Genomic DNA, 16,080 nt, shown 5'->3' with positions numbered 1-16,080 from the left:
GGATGACTGTCATGCGGTCATAGTTTCGAGGGGAATTCGACCCCGGGAAGGGGAGAACGACGCGCGTATCGGAAGGAGATCCCGACGCCTACGGAAACCACCCATGAATACGGGACGACGGCGCGCCGAACGCCGTCGGCGACGGAGCACCACACACCCCTCCCGCCCCACCCGCCCCCGAAGACGACGACGGCCGCCACCGGCCCCATCCGGCTGAACACCTGCGCGAACATCGACGTGTTCTCGCGGCCCCCGAGACCGATGGCGGCGGCCCCCGCGGCCTCGCGCCCCGCACGGTGGAGCCGCCCCGGCCGGACCCAGGCCCCCTCGCCCGCGCCCGCCGGAGGCGCGGCGACTACGATGCGCGGCAGCGCAACGAAGGGGGAAAGGCATGGCCGAGTGGGACGGTGCGGGGGAACGCGGCCTCTACCACGAAGAACACCAGGCGGAGCGTGACCGGCTGTCCGATGCCGCGCACCGGGGCGACTGGACCGGTGTGCTGGCCGCCGTGGAGAAGTGGGCGAGCCTGGTCAACGCCCGGCGCGTGGGAGGCCGCAGCGGCTGGGCGCCGCTGCACCAGGCCGCCTGGCACGACGCCCCGATCGAGGTGGTCGAACGACTGCTGGAAGCCGGCGCCTGGCGCACTCTGCGCTCCGCGGACGGTGAGCGCCCCGTCGACCTCGCCACCCGCCTCGGACGCGAGACGCTGCTGCCGCTGCTGGAGCCGGCACCGCTGCACCCGGTGCGGGAGGTGGACCTGCGGGCGATGCAGCACTTCCTGCACGCCCTGATCCGGGTCCGGACCGAGAGCTTCGGCGTCACGGCGGCCCTGGTGCTTCCGCAGGTCAGCGTCCTGACCGAACTGTCCGACCCCGCCCTTGGGTTCACGGTGCCCGGCATGTACGGAGGCTTCACCATCCGGTTGGAGGAGGGGCAGAGCGGGTGGCATCTGGCGGTCCAGAGCCACTGCCGGATCGTCGGTTACTCCGGCCGCACCCACCACATCACCCCGGACGGCTGCGCGCTGGTCGAGTCCGGCTGGTAGTGGCACCGGGCAGGGCCGCGGGCCGCGTGCTCGTAGCGGAACAGCACAGTGCGCGGCTCGTGCGAGGTGGTCAGCCGGTCGTCGTCGTCCCGGGTTGCGGCCGGCCGTCCCGCCCGGCCGCGACCCGGGAAGCACACCGTGGCGCTACGGCAGGTGGGCGGCGACGCGGTCGGCGAACTGGTCCGGAGTGAGGATCGGGATTCCGAGCGTCTCGGCCTTCGCCCGCTTCGAGCCGGCCTTCTCCCCGGCCACCAGCAGGGTGGTGCGGGTGGACACCGAGGAGGAGGCCTTGCCGCCCGCCCGCTCGATGAGCTCGTTCATCTCGTTGCGGGAGAGGGCGGCGAGCGGGCCGGTCATGGCGCCGGTGACGACGACGGCCTCGCCCGCGAGCGGCGCGCCCGCGGTCGGCTGCTGCGTGTCCTGGGCGTCCGCGTCGGCGACGGCGTTCTCCGCGGCGGCCGGCGCCAGGGGTTCGGTGACGGCGGTGCCGACGTCCTGGGCGGCGAGCTTGTCGAGGAGGGACGCGAGTCCGGCGAGTTCGGCGACGATGACGCGGGCCTTCTCCGTGCCGATGCCGTCCACGGCGGCCAGCGTCTCGGCGTCGGCGGCGCGCACGGCGGCCATGGAGCCGAAGTGCGCGGCGATGCGGCGGGACATGGTGCGCCCGGTGCCGCGCACGCCGAGCGCGCAGAACACCCGGCCCAGGGGCCGGCTGCGGGCGGCCCCGATCGCGGCGAGGAGGTTGTCGCTGCTGGTGGCGCCCATCCGCTCCAGGGCGAGGAGCTGGTCGCGGGTGAGGGTGAACAGGTCGGCGATGTCGGCGACCAGTCCCGATTCGACGAGCTGGACGGCGCGGGTGCGGCCCAGCCCCTCGATGTCGAGCTGGTCGCGGCCGGCCGCGTAGACGACGGAGGCGACGGCCTGGCAGTTGCGGCCACGGGTGCAGCGCCAGCGCTGCTCGCCGGTGTCGATGGCGTCGCCGCAGCGGGGGCAGACCTCGGGGAAGGCGATGGGCCGCTCGTCGCCGGTGCGCCGGTCGGCGAGCGGCGCCTCGACCCGGGGGATGACGTCGCCGGCCCGGTAGACGAAGACCTGGTCGCCGATCCGCAGGTCGCGCCGGGTGATGTCGGCGGGGTTGTGGAGGGTGGCGTAGGTGATGGTGACGCCGTCGATCTCGACGGGCTCGAGGACGGCGCGCGGGGCGATGATGCCGGTGCGGCCGACGTTCCACTCGACGTCGACCAGCCGGGTGACCTTGTGTTCGGCGGCGAGCTTGCGGGCGACGGCCCACCGCGGGGCACGCGACCCGGACCCGGCGTCCCGCCGGTCGGCGGCGGAGTCGGCCTTGACGACCACGCCGTCGATCCCGAACGGCAGGACGGCGCGCAGCGCGGCGATCTCCTCGACGCGCCGCTGGACCTCGTCCGGGGTGGCGCAGCGCCGCGGGTGGGCGGGGGTGGTGGCGGCGGTGTTCGCCCCGAGGGCGGCGAGCCGTTCCAGCAGGGCGCTGTGGTCGAGGTCGTCGTCCAGGCCGAGGGCGCCGTAGGCGAAGAACGTCAGTTCGACGCGGTAGGGGCGGTCCTTGGCGCGCAGGGTGCCCGCCGCGCCGCTGCGGGGGTGGGCGAACGGTGTCGCGCCGTGCTCGGCGCGCAGGCGGTTGGCCTGCTCGAACTGGTCGTGGGTGAGCAGGACCTCGCCGCGCAGTTCGACGTCGACGGGTTCGGTGAGCGCGGCGGGCAGGCCCCGGACGGCGTCGGCGGCGTGGCTGATGTCCTCGCCGGCCAGGCCGTCGCCGCGGGTGAGGACCTGGTGCAGGCGTCCGGCGCGGTAGCGGGCGGCCACCGCCATGCCGTCGAGCTTGGGCTCCACGCACCAGGCGCTCACCTCGCGGCCCAGGTTCCGCTCCAGCCCGCCGAACCACTTCGCGAGTTCCTCGGCGGAGAAGACGTTGTCCAGCGACAGCATCGGCACGCTGTGGGGAACGTCCCCCCGGACCGCGCCGCCGGCGACCTTGCCGGACGGGGAGTCGCTCCGCACCTGGTCGGGGTGGGCGTCCTCGTAGGCGGTGATGGCCCGCAGCAGGGCGTCGTACTCGTCGTCCCCCAACGGGGTCGATCCGTCGCCGTAGTAGGCGGCAGCGGCCCGCACCGCCCGTTCGACGGCGTCGGCGTAGTCGGCCGGGGAGGACAGGGCGGCGGCGGTGTCGTCGATCATGCGGGCATCATGCCGGGCGGCACCGACAGCGCCGTCCTCAAAGGGACTGGTCCGCCCGGATCCTCGGGGAAGTACTGCCGCAGCAGGCCGTTGGTGTTCTCGTTGGAGCCGCGCTGCCAGGGGCGGCACCGACCTGTCCGTCCAGGGCCCGGAGCACCTCGCCGCCGTCGCCACCGAACCCAACGGCCGCCCACGCAAAACGCTCGGCCGGGAAACCCCAGCCGAGCGCCTGCATGGACTCATCGCGGCCCGAACAACCAACCACGTGTTGCAACGACCCCCGGAAACCACCGACTGCGGCACTGCAGCGGGGCGGCGGTCTGCTGTTCACGGGGAACGGACGGTCAGCCGGCAGTTCCGGGCCGCTGGTCTGTGTGGCATGGCGTCGGCTGGACGGCCGGGGCGACCAGTTGCGGGTCGTGTCAGATCAGCTGGGCGAGGTGGGCCAGGGCCGTGGGCGGGTTGCCGGGGTCGGGGACCAGGATGGCGCTGGTGGCGCCTGCGGTGTGGAGTTCACCGAGGCGGGCGCGTGCTTGTTCGGGGGTGCCGGCGATGGCGAGTTGGGACACCCAGGTGTCAGGGATCCGGCGGGTGAACTCCTGACGGTCGGTGCACCGGGCGCGCAGGGCGGCGAGGTCGGCGGCGAAGGGCAGGGGCGCAGTGTGAGCGTGGGCGTCGGGTTCGCCGACCCACTCCAGTCGGGGGCGGACTGCATCCAGGGCTGTGGCGGGGTCGGCGTGGATTGAGGCGGGGTTGTAGGCGACGACACGGTGGGGCCGGGTGGCGGCGATGTGGTCGAGGGCTGTGCGGATGTAGGGCGGGGTGGCGGGTTCGGCGAGGATGGTTCCGTCCGCGACAGCCCCGGACACGGCCAGGGAGCGGGGGCCCCGTACACCGGCGAGGATGTCGGGAACCACCTCTGGCAGGGCGCTGGGATCGAGTTGCACGCCGCTCAGAGATATATAGCGGCCCTCGGTTTCGAGTCGCTCGCCGCGGAGCAGGGCGCGCAGGGCGGCGATGTACTCCCCGAGCAGGGTCAGGGGGCTGGATGGCCACGCGCCTGCGGCGCGCATCCATGGGGGCATGCCGTGTCCGATTCCGACGTCGATGCGGCCGGGGAAGAGCTGAGCGAGGGTGGCGATCTCCATCGCCGCGAAGACCGGGTTGCGGGCCCCCGCGGGAAGGATGCCGATGCCGACGCGGATGCGGGAGGTCGCGGCGAGAACGGCCGCTGCCTGGGCGACGCCGCCGCGGAAGGCGAGGTCTTCCACGACCCACAGTTCGTCGAAGCCGAGGTCTTCTGCCTGTCGGGCGAACGGCAGGACCTGGTGGGTGGGGAGGTCGCGGGTGAGCATGACGCCCAGTGCGAGGTCGGCTCCGTGCACAGTGTCCTCCTGGGTGTGAGCGGGCAACGGCCGGGGCTGCCCGGTGTCGCCGCCGGGCCGCAGCCGGCCTTCCCGGACATCGGTGAGCAGAGCCTCGGTGAGCCGCTGGAAACGGCCGCGGACGGCGTCCTCCTCGGGCCCGTCGCCGGAGGGGTCACGCGGTGGTGGAGTTTCGGGAGCAGTTGCCCGGCAGCCTAGGGGCGCGGGTGGGACGGCATCGGGTGTTCACGGAGAATCGGCCCGAAGCCGACCCTGCGCTGCTCTCCCCGTTCGCTGATGGGGTCCAGCCAGAGTGAGCCCACAAGGGGCAGTGGGATGATCTTGGTGAATCGGTGGTGCGGTTTGGCGAAGAGGTTGTGGGGTCCGACCGGGATTCCTCCAGGGTCGAACGCTGAGGCTGGGGCTGCCTTCAGGCTTGAGTGCGGGTGGGTCAGCCCGGTAGCTGATGGTCAGGTCCGGTGGCCAGCAGGTCGGCGACGAAGCCGGATCCCTCCTTGCGGTGGCGGCGGCCTTGGTTCGGGGTGGTCGGCGGGGAGCGCGGAGCGGGGGTGGGGGTTGCGGAGGGGGTGGGGGCGGGTAGGGGCCCGCAGCGCGGCGAGGCGGTGCGGGACGGGCGGAGGTGGCGCTGGGTGGGTGAGGACGCGGCGGGTGGCGGGGTGCGGTCGGCCGGGCCGGGGGACGCGGACGAGCTGGTGCGGCTGCGGGTCGCGGTGCTGGACGGCGGACCGCTGGACGAGGAGTGGCGCGCCACCTTCCGCGACGACATGCGGGCCCGGCTCGGCCGCGATCCGCACGTGCCCGTGCCCGTGCCTGTGCCCCGTCGTTCCCCTCGTCGAAGGAGGCCCCCAGGTGGACCGTTCGTCCCGCCCCTCGCCGCTCGCCGCCGTGCTCGTCACCGATGTGCTCGGCCGGGTGCTGCTGCTGCGCCGTCCGGACGGCCGCTGGGAGCTGCCGTCCGCCGCCGTCCGCCCGGCCGAGGTCCCGGAGGCGGCGGCCGTCCGCGCGCTGGCCGAGGTGTGCGGGGTGGCCGCCGACACGATGCGACCGGCCGGGGTGTTCGAGGAAGGAGCGGAGGACGGAGCGGAGCCGGCGCGGTGGCACGTGTTCGCGCTGTCGGCGCACGCCCCCGGCGCGCTGGACCGGCTTGTCCTCCCCCGGCACACCACACACGCCTGGTTCTTCACGGACAACCTGCCCGGCGTCTCCCCCGCCACCGTCCGCTTCCTGCGGACGCACGCCCCGGCCCGCCCGCACCTGCCGCGCCCCCAGTGGCTGGCCACCACACCGCGCGCGTGGCTGTGCACGGCCGCCGTGGTGACCGCGCCGGACGGGCGGCTGCTGATGGTGAAGTCGCGGGTCCGGGAGCCGGACCGGCGGCCGGACGCCGGGCGGTGGAACTTCCCGGGCGGTGTGCTCGACACCCACGAGGACTCGCCGACCGGGGCGGCCCGCGAGCTGCGGGAGGAGACCGGGCTCGACCGGCCGCCAGGGCCGCTGCTCGCGGTGGTCTGGCAGCATCCGGCGCCCGGCGCGGACCACCCGATCGTGCAGTTCTTCCACGACTTCGGCACCGCCGACCCGGCCGTGGTCCGGCTCGGCTGCCCGGACGGGGAGATCACCGACTGGGCCTGGCTCCGGCCGGGCGAGGAGCTGGACGCCGCGGCCGGTCCGGCCCGGGGGTACGCGGCGCGGCAGGCGCTCGCGGCCCGCGCGTCCGGCCGGACCGCGACCGGCGCCTACCCGCCGGGGCCGTAGGGGCGGCGACGGACGGGCCGGTCGGGTAGCGTCACCGGCCGTGGAGGAGATCCGACCGCTGGTCAGCCCACCGCCGGACCGCGGGCCGGCCGCGCCGCCCCTGGTCTGGTACGCGGCCTACGGCTCGAACATGCACGCCGACCGGCTCGCCTGCTACCTGCGCGGCGGGCGGCCCCCCGAGGGCGAACGGGACTACCCCGGCTGCCGCGACACCCGGCCGCCGGAGCGTTCGGTGCCGGTGCGCCTGCCCGGGCTGCTCTACTTCGCCCTGGAGTCGCGGACCTGGGGCGGCGGCATGGCCTTCTACGACCCCCGCCGGCGCGGCACCGCGCCCGCCCGCGCGTACCTGCTGACCGCCGGGCAGTTCAGCGACATCGCGGCCCAGGAGATGGGCGGCGTGGCGGGCACCGACCTCGACCTGGCCACCGTGCTGCGGACCGGACGCGACCCGCAGGGGCCGGGCCGGTACCAGACCCTGGTCTGCCCCGGCACACTGGACGGCGTCCCCGTGCTGAGCTTCACCGCCCCGTGGACGCTGGCCGAGGCCGAGCTGAACGCCCCGCGCGCCCGCTACCTGCGCAACCTCGCCGCCGGACTGGCCGACGCGCACGGCTGGTCGCCGCGCCGCACCGCCGCCTACCTGAGCACCCGCCCGGGCGCCGCCGGGCACTGGACCGCGGACGCCCTGCTGGCCGCGCTCGCCGGGCGCACCGGAGGCTGATCCTCCACGGTCGGGTTCCGGCCGCCGATCCATGACCATCCGTCATCATCATTGCCCTATCGGTCAATTCGGTGGGCAGACGGCCGTTCGATGACGGATGATCGGCAGGCGGGCCGCTTCGATCGAGCGGTGCCGGCCGACAGGACGGGGGCAGGGCGACATGGAGGCGATGCGGGTCTTCGCGCTGGTGGCGGCGACCGTCACCACCGGAGTGACGTCCGGACTCTTCTACACCTACGCCTCGGTCACACCGGGGCTGCGCACCGCCGACAACCTCGCCGTCGTCCAGGTGATGCAGCGGCTCAACGTGGCGGTCCTCAACGGGTGGTACCTGTTGGGCTTCGCCGGGGCGCTGGTGTCCACGGCCGCGGCCGTCGTGCTGCACCTGCCGAGCGACGGGCACCGGGCGCTGCCCGCGACGGTCGGCGCACTGGTCTGCTACACCGGCTCGCTGGTGGCGACCAGGGTGGTCAACCTCCCGCTGAGCCAGGCGTTGGCGGAGGCCGGCGAGCCGGACCGGGCGGGGTACGCGGAGCCGTGCGACCCGCGGGACCCGCACGGAGCGCGGCGGGTGCGGTGGAGCGCGGCGCGGGCGCTGCTGTCCACGGCGGCGCTCGGCTTCCTCTGCTGGGCGCTGGTGATGCACTGCGACATCGGCCCGAGCTGAGGCCCGAAAGGCCCGCTCCGAGGCTCGAACCGAGGCCCGAGAGGCCTGAACTGCGGCCCGCGCGTGGACGGTTGGGAGCGGCCCCGGGGCCGTCCCGTCGCGTTCAGCCGGCCGCCAGCACCACCGTGGTCGGCCCGGGAGAGGAGGGCTGTGCCGTCGCGCCCGCCGGTCCACCCGCCACCGCTTCGCCCGCCTCCGGGCCGCCGGCCGAGGCGGCCAGGCGGCGGTGTTCCTGCGGGGTGAGCCCGCGCACCCGCTTGAACGCGGTGCTGAGCGCGAACGCGTCGCCGTAGCCCACCCGCCGGGCCACCGCCGCGATGGTGAGCTCCGGGTCGCGCAGCAGGTCCGCCGCCACCGCCAGCCGCCAGTTCGCCAGGTAGGACATCGGCGGCTCGCCGACCAGGGCGGTGAACCGCCGGGCCAGCCCGGCCCGGGAGAGCCCGACCTCGGCGGCGAGCGCCGCCACCGTCCACGGCCGGGCCGGATCGTCGTGCAACAGCCGCAGCGCCGGGCCGACCGCGTCGTCGGCCTGGGCCCGCAGCCAGCCCGGGGCATCGGTGTCCGGGGCGGCCAGCCAGCCGCGCAGCACCCCGACCACCAGCAGGTCCAACAGCCGGTCCAGCACCACCTCCTGGCCGGGCTCGGCCCGGCCCACCTCGGTGGCGAGCAGCCGGACCAGGGTGTCCTCGGTGGTGTTCACCCCGGCGGGCCGCACCAGCAGGGTCGGCAGGTGGGCCAGCAGCCGGCGGCCGATCTCGTGCTCGGCCAGGTAGCTGCCGGACAGCATCACCGACGGCCGCTCGTCCCCCGGCCGGGTCTCGCCCCAGGTCCGCACCCCGAGGGCCATCGAGGTGGCGACGCTGACGCCGTCCTTCGAGCAGATCTGGCCGGGGCCGATGGTGATCTCCGCCTCGGTCCGCGGGTCGTCCGCGACGGTGTACGCGTTCGGCCCGCGCAGCAGTGCCAGATCCCCCGGCCGCACCAGCACCGGCTGCCCGCCATCGGGCAGGATCCACGCCTCGCCGTCCAGCATGGTGGCCAGCGACAGCGGCGCGCGGTCCTCGATCCGCAGCGCCCACGGCGTGCTGAGGATCGAGCGCAGCACGAACGCGCCGCGGGCCTTGGGGCCGTCGAGCAGCCCGGTCAGGGTGTCCATGGCGGGTCTTCCTGGCGAGGCGTCAAGTATCGGCGTCCATCGTGGCAGACGCCGACGACCCCGCGTACTTCGGCCTCCCCCGGTCGTCGCGCGCACCGGGTGCCCCGCGCGACCGGTGGCGGCACATCGACCGAGAACCTCCAAGGACCGCTCCCTGCTCCCCGGCCCCGGTCGACGCGGCCGGGGATCGGGCGGGTGATCAGCGGGTGAACCATCAGCGGGTGGGCTGCCCGCCGGGTGGACCATCAGCGGGCAGCGGGGCGGCGGTGGACCAGGAGGGCGCGGGTGAGGGCCGCCAGCGCGGCGGTGCAGAGCACGGTGCGGGCGATGTTGGCGGTCGTCCAGGTCGGCGCGAAGGCGGCCCGGACGGCGGCGAAGTCGGTGATGGCGGCGGGGTCGCCGGCCGCGGCGAGCCGGTCGTTGAGCGGGACGTTGACGGCGCCGGTGAGGACGAGCGCGGCCAGGTAGAGCAGGGTCGCCACCGCCGTCCACAGGGTGGCGGCGCGCTGGCCGGAGCGGTGCAGCAGCCAGGTGCCGACGGCGGGCACCGCGAGGGCGCCGACGAAGACCGCGCCGAAGACCGGGTTGGTGATGGCGGTGTTGATGTGCTGCATGGCGGTCACGTAGGTGCGGTCGTCGCCGGCGGCGAGGCCGGGCATGACGGAGACGTCGAAGGCGAAGAAGAGGCCGGACATCAGGCCCATCGCGGTGGCGGCGGTGGCGAGCACCGGGCCGGTGGCGCGGGAGGAGGCGGCGGCCGAGGCGGCGGCGGTGACAGCCGTGACAGCGGTGACAGCGGTGGCGGGGACGGTGGCGGCAGGGGCGGACATGAGCGGGCTCCAGGAGGTGTCGGGGCGGGCGCCGGCCCGGGGATCACGCGCGGATCCCCGGGCCGGGGGCGGAACAGCGAGGGTTCGGCGGGGGTGTTCAGACGTTCCAGAGGCCCGACGCGGCAGCGTCCCGGGCGAAGTCGGCGAAGTCGCGCGGCTCGCGGCCGAGCGCCCGCCGCACACCGTCCGCCAGGCAGGCGTTGCGGCCGTCCAGGATCAGCGTGAACAGGTCGGCGAAGTCGCCGGGCAGGCCGATGGCCGCCAGCATCTCGCGGCACTCCTCGACGGCGATCGGCGTGAAGCGGATGTCCCGCCCGGTCGCCGCGGACAGCTCGGCCGCGGCGTCCGCGAAGGAGAGCAGGCGCGGGCCGGTCAACTCGTAGACCTCGCCGTCGTGGCCGTCCTCGGTGAGCGCCGCCACGGCGACGTCGGCGATGTCGTCCGCGTCGATGAACGGCTCGACGGCGGTGCCGGTCGGCAGCGCCAGCTCGCCCGCGAGCACCGCGTCCCGGAAGAAGCTCTCGGAGAAGTTCTGGGAGAACCACGCGCAGCGGACCACCGTCCAGCCGGTGCCGGCCTCGGCGACCGCCGCCTCGGCGGCCTGCGCGGCCTCCTCGCCGCGCCCGGAGAGCAGCACCAGGCGCTCGATCCCGGCCTTGGCGGCGTGCCGGGCGAAGGCGCCGACGCTCTCCACGGCGCCGGGGAAGGCGAGGTCGGGGTAGTAGGCGAGGTAGGCGGCGCTGACGCCGTCGAGGGCGGCGTCCCAGGTCGTGTCGTCGTTCCAATCGAACGGGACCGGCGCGGTGCGCGAGCCGATCCGGGCGGTGTGGCCGAGCGCGGTGAGGCGCTCGGCGACGCGCCGGCCGGTCTTGCCGGTGCCTCCGGTGACCAGGACGGTCCGGGCGGCGGCGGTGGCGGAGGTGGTGGGCTGCTGGGTGCTGTTCGTCTTCTCGTTCATGGGCATCAGTCAACTCCGCGCGCCGCCGCCCGGACATGGCCGTCGCGCTCAGCCGCATGTCTGCGCGTCTACGGCCGCGCGGCCACGGCCACGCGGGCTACGACGCGGCGGCCGGCGGCCGGGTGGCGGTGACCACGGTGGCGTCGAGGTCCTCGTCGTAGCCGAGGGCGGCGGCGAGGCCGGCGGCGGTGACCACGCCGAGGGCGGCGGCGGCCTGCTGGTCGCTGGTCTCGAAGAGCAGGGCGCCGCCCGGGGCGAGCCACCGCGGGGCGTCGGCGGCCACCCGGCGCAGCACGTCGAGGCCGTCGGCGCCGCCGTCCAGCGCCGGCCGGGCCTCGTGCAGCCGGGCCTCGGCCGGCAGCAGCGCGATGTCGGCGGTGGGCACGTACGGGACGTTGGCGAGCAGCACGTCCACCCGGCCGCGCAGTCCGGGCGGCAGGGCCTCGAAGAGGTCGCCCTCGAACACCTCGGCGCCGGTCGCGGCGAGGTTGCGCCGGGCGCAGCGGACGGCGGCGGGGTCGAGGTCGGCGGCGTACAGCCGGACGGGGTGGCCGACGGTGGCGGCGAGCGCCGCGCCGAGGGCGCCGGTGCCGCAGCACAGGTCGACCACCAGCGCGTCCTCGCGGGCGAGCGCGGCGGCGGAGCGGGCCAGGAACTCGCTGCGCCGGCGGGGCACGAAGACGCCGGGGTCGACGGCGATCCGCAGGCCGGCGAACTCGGCCCAGCCGGCGACGTGTTCGAGCGGTCGGCCGGCGGCGCGGCCGCGGACCATGGCGGCGAGTTCGGCGGGCGTCGCGGCGGCGGCGAGCAGGATGCGCGCCTCGTCCTCGGCGAAGACGCAGCCGGCGGCGCGCAGCCGGGCGGTGACGGCGGAGCGGAGGTTGGCGGACGGGTGGACAGGCAAGGGAACCCCTCGGAGCACAGGTGGGAGGACGTCGTCCGACCCGGGGCTCCCCGCACGATGCGTCGCCGGACGGCGGACGGTCCCGCGCGCTCCGGACGGCGGCCGGCGCTACGGCCTGGCGTGGTCCTGCGCGAGGGTGTCGCGGTCGCGGCCGGGGAGCACCCGTTCCGGCACAGCGGTCATGGGTTCTCACCTCCCCGTCTCTACGCGTACTACTGCGGCGCCCGTCACCATACCGCACCCGCCGCGCGCCCGAGAGCCCCTTTTTCGGGGCGGAACACGAGTGAGCGCGTCATCCGCCGTGGATCGCCCGGGCGGCGCGCGCTCGGGTGGCCGTGGTACGGCGGCGCCCGCGCCGGTCCGGGCACCGGAAGGGTGGCGCGTGCGCGGCGGAGAGCGCCCGTCGCCGCCGACGTCCACCGGCCCGTTCGGCGGCGTATCCGTCCCGGACGGCCGCCGGCGGACAGGGAGCGATGACGACCCCCCGGCACGGGGGCGGTGCTGTGCGACCTCGACGGTGTGACCCGGACGGCGGCCGGTGCTCGGCGGGCCGACCCGGGCGCCGTGGACGGCGGAGGTCGCGGGCGGCCCGGGCGCCGAGGTGCCGGCCGGGCAGGCGGCCGTGCGCGTCCGGGTGCCGGCGGACCTGGCGGGGGCGCCCGCCCCGCTGCTGGGCCGACGCCCCGCGCCGGGACCGTGCGTCGTCAGTCCTCGGGCGGGCCGGGCAGGTCGAGGGTCACCCGCAGGCCGCCGGCCGGTTCGGGGGCCAGCTGGAGCTCCCCGTGGTGGGCCTCGGCGACGGCCGCCACGATCGCCAGGCCCAGGCCGTGGCCGCGGCGGGCCGGATCGCTCCCGGCGGTGCGCCCGCGCCCGCGCAGGAAGGGCTCGGTGAAGGTGGCCACGGCCTCGGCCGTCAGCTGCGGGCCGGTGTTGGAGACGCCGAGGCGCACCCGTCCGGGCCGCCGCGGGTCGGCCCCGGTGACCACGGTGACCCGGCCGCCCTCGGGCAGGTTGTGCCGCAGCGCGTTGTGGAGCAGGTTGACGGCCGCCTGGCGCAGCAGGACGGGGTTGCCGGTGGTCGGGGCGGGGCGCAGGTCGGCGGTGAGCCGGACGCCGAGGGCCGCGGCCTCGTCGCGGACGGCGGCCAGCGCCTCCTCGACGGCGGCGGCGAGGTCGGTGGGGGCGAGGTCGGGCGCGGTGTGGCCGAGGTCGGCGAGCTGGAGCAGGGCCTCGCTGATCTCGATGCCGCGCTGGTTGGTGTCCTGGAGGCGGGTGACCAGCTTGCCCCAGTCCTGGCCGGCCGGGTCGGCGGCGGCGACCTGGAGCATGGTGCGGGTGATCGCCAGCGGGGTGCGCAGTTCGTGGGAGGCGTTGGCGGCGAAGCGCTGCTGGGCCTCGAAGGAGCGCTGGAGGCGTGCCAGCATCTCGTCGAAGGCGTCGGAGAGCTCGGTGAACTCGTCGCGCGGCCCGGTGAGGGCGATGCGGTGCTCCAGTGCCCCGCTCGCGGCGCGGTGCGCGGCGCCGGTGATGTCCTTGAGCGGGCGCAGCACCCGGCCGGCGATCAGCCAGCCGCCGGCCAGGCCGACGGCGGTCAGCAGGGCGAGGGCGTAGCCGCTGGTGGTGAGCAGCGAGCGCAGGATCTCCTGGCGCGAGGGGGCGTCGGAGCGGTAGCGCGGGTTGGAGGAGGTCAGGGGGTAGTTGGGGATGTAGCGCATGCCGACGTAGACCACGGCGAGCGAGAGGGTGCCCGCGGTGACGGCGAAGAGGGTGTAGCTGAGGGTCAGCCGCATCCGCGCGGTCAGCCGGCGCGGGCGCGTGCCGTGCGGGCTGCGGCCGGGCGGGCGCCCGGCCCGAGGGGGCTTGTTCACCGTCGGGGGTCCTCCTCGCCGAGGCGGTAGCCGACGCCCGGCACGGTCTGGATCACCCACGGGTCGCCGAGGCGTTTGCGCAGGCCGGAGATGGTGATGCGGACCGCGTTGGTGAAGGGGTCGGCGTTCTCGTCCCAGGCGCGTTCCAGCAGTTCCTCGGCGCTGATGACGCCGCCGCGTGCCGTCATCAGGACCTCCAGGACGGCGAACTGCTTGCGGGACAGGCCCACGTAGCGGCCGTCGCGGTAGACCTCGCGGCGGAAGGGGTCCAGGCGCAGTCCGGCGTACTCCAGGACGGGCGGGGCCGCCTGGGCCGGGCGGCGGGCCAGCGAGCGCAGTCGTACGACGAGTTCGGCGAGGTCGAAGGGCTTGGTGAGGTAGTCGTCGGCGCCGAGTTCGAAGCCGGCGACCTTCTCGTTGAGGCGGGCGGCGGCGGTGAGCATCAGGACCCGGCAGCCCAGGCCGCTCGCCACGATGCTGCGGCAGACGTCGTCACCGTGGGTGCCGGGAATGTCGCGGTCGAGGACGACGACGTCGTAGGCGTGGACGGCGAGGCGCTCCAGCGCCGCGTCACCGTCGGTGACGATGTCGCAGGCGATCGCCTCCAGCCGCAGTCCGGCCTGGACCGCCTCCGCGAGGTAGATCTCGTCCTCCACCACCAGGACCCGCACGTGCCGTTCTCCCGTCTTCGCCGTTCACATCCCATTGGACCCGATGGGGCCTATCGAAAACGTATCGGCCCGCGCAGACGTCCTCGCAACACGGCGCCTCCTCCAATGGTCCGGGAACGCACGAACACATCGGGAGGCAACGATGGACACACGCCGGACGAGGACGGGCACGGAGGCGGGCACGCCCGCGGCGACCTCGGCACGGGCCGGGCGACGGCTGGCTGCGGGGACCTCGGCGGTGGCCCTGCTGGCCCTGGTCGGGGCGTGCGCCGCCGACCCGCCGCAAACCCGGGCCGCCCGGGCCGCTCTGTCCGTCACAGCGGGAGCAGCGACGGGCACGGCCACGGCGACCCCGACGCCGACCCCGACGGCGACCGGGCCGGAGGCGGACGGGGAGATACCCGACGGCCGCGCACCGAGCCCCTTCGACACCGCCACCCCGGCGGTGGGCAACCTGGACGGCCCGCTGCGCGAGGCTCTTCAGCGGGCGGCCACCGACGCCCGGGCCCAGCGCATCGAGATGACCGTCACCTCCGGCTGGCGCAGCAAGGCCTACCAGCAGCGGCTGCTGGACCGGGCGGTGACCAGGTACGGGAGCCTGGAGCAGGCCCGGCAGTTCGTCAACACGCCGGACAAGTCCGCGCACGTCACCGGCAAGGCGGTCGACGTCGGCCCGACCGACGCCGACTACTGGCTCATCCAGCACGGCGCCCGGTACGGGCTGTGCCAGGTGTACGCCAACGAGATCTGGCACTTCGAACTGCTCACCCGGCCCGGCGGGACCTGCCCGGCGCTGCTCCAGGACGCCGCAGGATGAGCAGGATGAGGGGGCGCACGACGACCGCGGTCCTTCCCGGGCCTCCCGCGGACCCCGACCGGCCGCCCGCGGACCCCGGCCGGCCGCCCCGGCGGCGACGGGCCGCGCCCGGGCGGAGGCCCGCCGCCCGGTGGCGGCTCGTCCCCCGGTGGCGGCGCGGGCTCGTGCCCGCCGTGGCCGGACTGCTCACCGCCCTCGCCCTCGGCGGCCACCGGCTGGTGCCGGACCTGGGCCTCGGCCTCGGCCGCCTGTGGGAGAGCGCCCTGCCCTGGAGCGGTCTGGTGGCGCCGGCGGTGCTGCTGTGCGCGGCGCTGCGCCGGGCACCGGCGGCGGCCTGCGCGGCCGTGGTGCCGGCCCTGGTGTGGGCGGTGGTGTTCGGGCCGGGGCTGCTGTCCGGCGGGGCGCCGCCGGGCGCGGCGGCGGGCGGGCCGGGCCTGACGGTGGTCACCCACAACGTCAACGCCGCCAACCGCGACCCGGCCGCCACGGCCCGCGCGCTGCTCGCCGCAGGCCCGGACCTGGTCGCCCTGGAGGAGGTCACCGACGCCGCGCTGCCCGCCTACCGGAGCGTGCTCGACGGGGCGCTGCCCCACCTCGCCCGCACCGGCACGGTGGCCCTGTGGAGCCGCTACCCGGTGACGGAGTCGCGGCGGCTGGTCATCGACCCCGGCTGGAACCGCTCCCTGCGGGCCGAGGTCCGCGCTCCCGGTGGGCCGGTGGCCGTCTACGTGGCCCACCTCGCCTCGGTGCGGACGACCGTCAGCGGGTTCGCCACCGCCCACCGCGACCGCGACATCGCCGCCCTCGCCGCGGCCCTGGACGGCGAACCGCTGCGCCGGGTCCTGTTGCTGGGTGATCTCAACACGGCCTCCCACGACCGCGCCCTCGCCCCGCTCACCGACCGCCTCACCCCCGCCGCCACCGGCTTCGGCTTCAGCTGGCCCGCGGCCCTCCCGCTGGTCCGCATCGACCACATCCTCACCCGGGAGCTCACCGCCACCGACACCTGGACCCTGCCCGCGACGCCCAGTGACCACCGCCCGGTGGCGGCGAGGCTCACGGCGTGACGGCGGCAGCGCCCGTCCCGCC

The 16,080-nt window shown here is 75.8% G+C and carries 14 protein-coding genes; 6 read left to right on the top strand and 8 right to left on the bottom strand.

The genetic code is table 11. The annotated features are described in order from the left end of the window. The first annotated feature begins 391 nt into the window (after window positions 1–391). Window positions 392–1,045: an ankyrin repeat domain-containing protein gene (locus tag ACFCLZ_RS36195; RefSeq protein ID WP_380282147.1), complete on the top strand. Its 654-nt coding sequence runs from the start codon at window positions 392–394 to the stop codon at window positions 1,043–1,045. A gap of 144 nt (window positions 1,046–1,189) precedes the next feature. On the opposite strand, the gene ligA is transcribed toward ACFCLZ_RS36195, so the two are convergent. Both ligA and ACFCLZ_RS36185 read right to left on the bottom strand, forming a co-directional pair. Then, window positions 1,190–3,259 carry an NAD-dependent DNA ligase LigA gene (ligA, locus tag ACFCLZ_RS36190; RefSeq protein WP_380282146.1) on the bottom strand — a complete coding sequence of 690 codons (2,070 nt, stop codon included), beginning with the start codon at window positions 3,257–3,259 and terminating at the stop codon, window positions 1,190–1,192. A 422-nt stretch (window positions 3,260–3,681) separates the two neighbouring features. After that, complete coding sequence (locus ACFCLZ_RS36185) at window positions 3,682–4,614, bottom strand: LLM class flavin-dependent oxidoreductase (protein WP_380286385.1); 933 nt, start codon at window positions 4,612–4,614, stop codon at window positions 3,682–3,684. 879 nt (window positions 4,615–5,493) lie between these two features. On the opposite strand from ACFCLZ_RS36185, the gene ACFCLZ_RS36180 reads away from it, so the two are divergent. From ACFCLZ_RS36180 to ACFCLZ_RS36170, 3 genes are all read left to right on the top strand, one after another. After that, a complete protein-coding gene (locus ACFCLZ_RS36180) occupies window positions 5,494–6,399 on the top strand; it encodes an NUDIX hydrolase (RefSeq protein WP_380282145.1) in 906 nt (301 codons plus the stop codon). Between the two features lie 40 nt (window positions 6,400–6,439). Continuing rightward, on the top strand, window positions 6,440–7,120 hold the full coding sequence (locus ACFCLZ_RS36175; protein WP_380282144.1) for a histone deacetylase: 681 nt from the start codon (window positions 6,440–6,442) through the stop codon (window positions 7,118–7,120). Window positions 7,121–7,280: 160 nt separating this feature from the next. Continuing rightward, entirely contained in the window at window positions 7,281–7,787 is a 507-nt protein-coding gene (locus ACFCLZ_RS36170) for a DUF1772 domain-containing protein (RefSeq protein ID WP_380282143.1), read from the top strand. Between the two features lie 103 nt (window positions 7,788–7,890). On the opposite strand, the gene ACFCLZ_RS36165 is transcribed toward ACFCLZ_RS36170, so the two are convergent. The 6 genes from ACFCLZ_RS36165 to ACFCLZ_RS36140 form a co-directional block, all read right to left on the bottom strand. Next, entirely contained in the window at window positions 7,891–8,943 is a 1,053-nt protein-coding gene (locus tag ACFCLZ_RS36165; RefSeq protein ID WP_380282142.1) for an AraC family transcriptional regulator, read from the bottom strand. Window positions 8,944–9,188: 245 nt separating this feature from the next. Beyond that, window positions 9,189–9,773, bottom strand: coding sequence for a DUF1772 domain-containing protein (locus tag ACFCLZ_RS36160; protein ID WP_380282141.1), 585 nt, complete (start codon window positions 9,771–9,773; stop codon window positions 9,189–9,191). Between the two features lie 97 nt (window positions 9,774–9,870). Next, entirely contained in the window at window positions 9,871–10,731 is an 861-nt protein-coding gene (locus tag ACFCLZ_RS36155) for an NmrA family transcriptional regulator (protein ID WP_380282140.1), read from the bottom strand. Window positions 10,732–10,828: 97 nt separating this feature from the next. Then, window positions 10,829–11,635 carry a putative protein N(5)-glutamine methyltransferase gene (locus ACFCLZ_RS36150; RefSeq protein WP_380282139.1) on the bottom strand — a complete coding sequence of 269 codons (807 nt, stop codon included), beginning with the start codon at window positions 11,633–11,635 and terminating at the stop codon, window positions 10,829–10,831. A gap of 704 nt (window positions 11,636–12,339) precedes the next feature. Continuing rightward, a complete protein-coding gene (locus ACFCLZ_RS36145) occupies window positions 12,340–13,503 on the bottom strand; it encodes a sensor histidine kinase (RefSeq protein ID WP_380282138.1) in 1,164 nt (387 codons plus the stop codon). Continuing rightward, window positions 13,500–14,174 (bottom strand): response regulator transcription factor, encoded by a 675-nt coding sequence (locus ACFCLZ_RS36140; RefSeq protein ID WP_380282137.1) that lies wholly within the window; start codon window positions 14,172–14,174, stop codon window positions 13,500–13,502. Before ACFCLZ_RS36140 ends, ACFCLZ_RS36145 begins: the two co-directional genes overlap by 4 nt. Window positions 14,175–14,316: 142 nt before the next feature. Between ACFCLZ_RS36140 and ACFCLZ_RS36135 the strand changes: the two genes are divergently transcribed. Both ACFCLZ_RS36135 and ACFCLZ_RS36130 read left to right on the top strand, forming a co-directional pair. Continuing rightward, window positions 14,317–14,991, top strand: coding sequence for a M15 family metallopeptidase (locus tag ACFCLZ_RS36135; protein WP_380282136.1), 675 nt, complete (start codon window positions 14,317–14,319; stop codon window positions 14,989–14,991). A gap of 164 nt (window positions 14,992–15,155) precedes the next feature. Next, window positions 15,156–16,058 carry an endonuclease/exonuclease/phosphatase family protein gene (locus ACFCLZ_RS36130; RefSeq protein WP_380282135.1) on the top strand — a complete coding sequence of 301 codons (903 nt, stop codon included), beginning with the start codon at window positions 15,156–15,158 and terminating at the stop codon, window positions 16,056–16,058. The last annotated feature ends 22 nt before the right edge of the window (window positions 16,059–16,080 follow it).

The sequence above is a fragment of the Kitasatospora purpeofusca genome (assembly GCF_042691725.1).
GTDB classification, from domain to species: Bacteria; Actinomycetota; Actinomycetes; order Streptomycetales; family Streptomycetaceae; genus Kitasatospora; species Kitasatospora purpeofusca_B.
Note: the sequence above shows the minus strand (reverse complement) of the source record. Positions and strands in the feature narration are given on the sequence as shown.

Excerpts from the sequence above, each read along its gene's own strand:
- ACFCLZ_RS36195 (WP_380282147.1), top strand. The coding sequence starts at position 392 with ATGGCCGAGTGGGACGGTGCGGGGGAACGCGGCCTCTACCACGAAGAA.
- ligA (WP_380282146.1), bottom strand. The coding sequence starts at position 3,259 with ATGATCGACGACACCGCCGCCGCCCTGTCCTCCCCGGCCGACTACGCC.
- ACFCLZ_RS36185 (WP_380286385.1), bottom strand. The coding sequence starts at position 4,614 with ATGCTCACCCGCGACCTCCCCACCCACCAGGTCCTGCCGTTCGCCCGA.
- ACFCLZ_RS36170 (WP_380282143.1), top strand. The coding sequence starts at position 7,281 with ATGGAGGCGATGCGGGTCTTCGCGCTGGTGGCGGCGACCGTCACCACC.
- ACFCLZ_RS36165 (WP_380282142.1), bottom strand. The coding sequence starts at position 8,943 with ATGGACACCCTGACCGGGCTGCTCGACGGCCCCAAGGCCCGCGGCGCG.
- ACFCLZ_RS36160 (WP_380282141.1), bottom strand. The coding sequence starts at position 9,773 with ATGTCCGCCCCTGCCGCCACCGTCCCCGCCACCGCTGTCACCGCTGTC.
- ACFCLZ_RS36155 (WP_380282140.1), bottom strand. The coding sequence starts at position 10,731 with ATGAACGAGAAGACGAACAGCACCCAGCAGCCCACCACCTCCGCCACC.
- ACFCLZ_RS36135 (WP_380282136.1), top strand. The coding sequence starts at position 14,317 with ATGGACACACGCCGGACGAGGACGGGCACGGAGGCGGGCACGCCCGCG.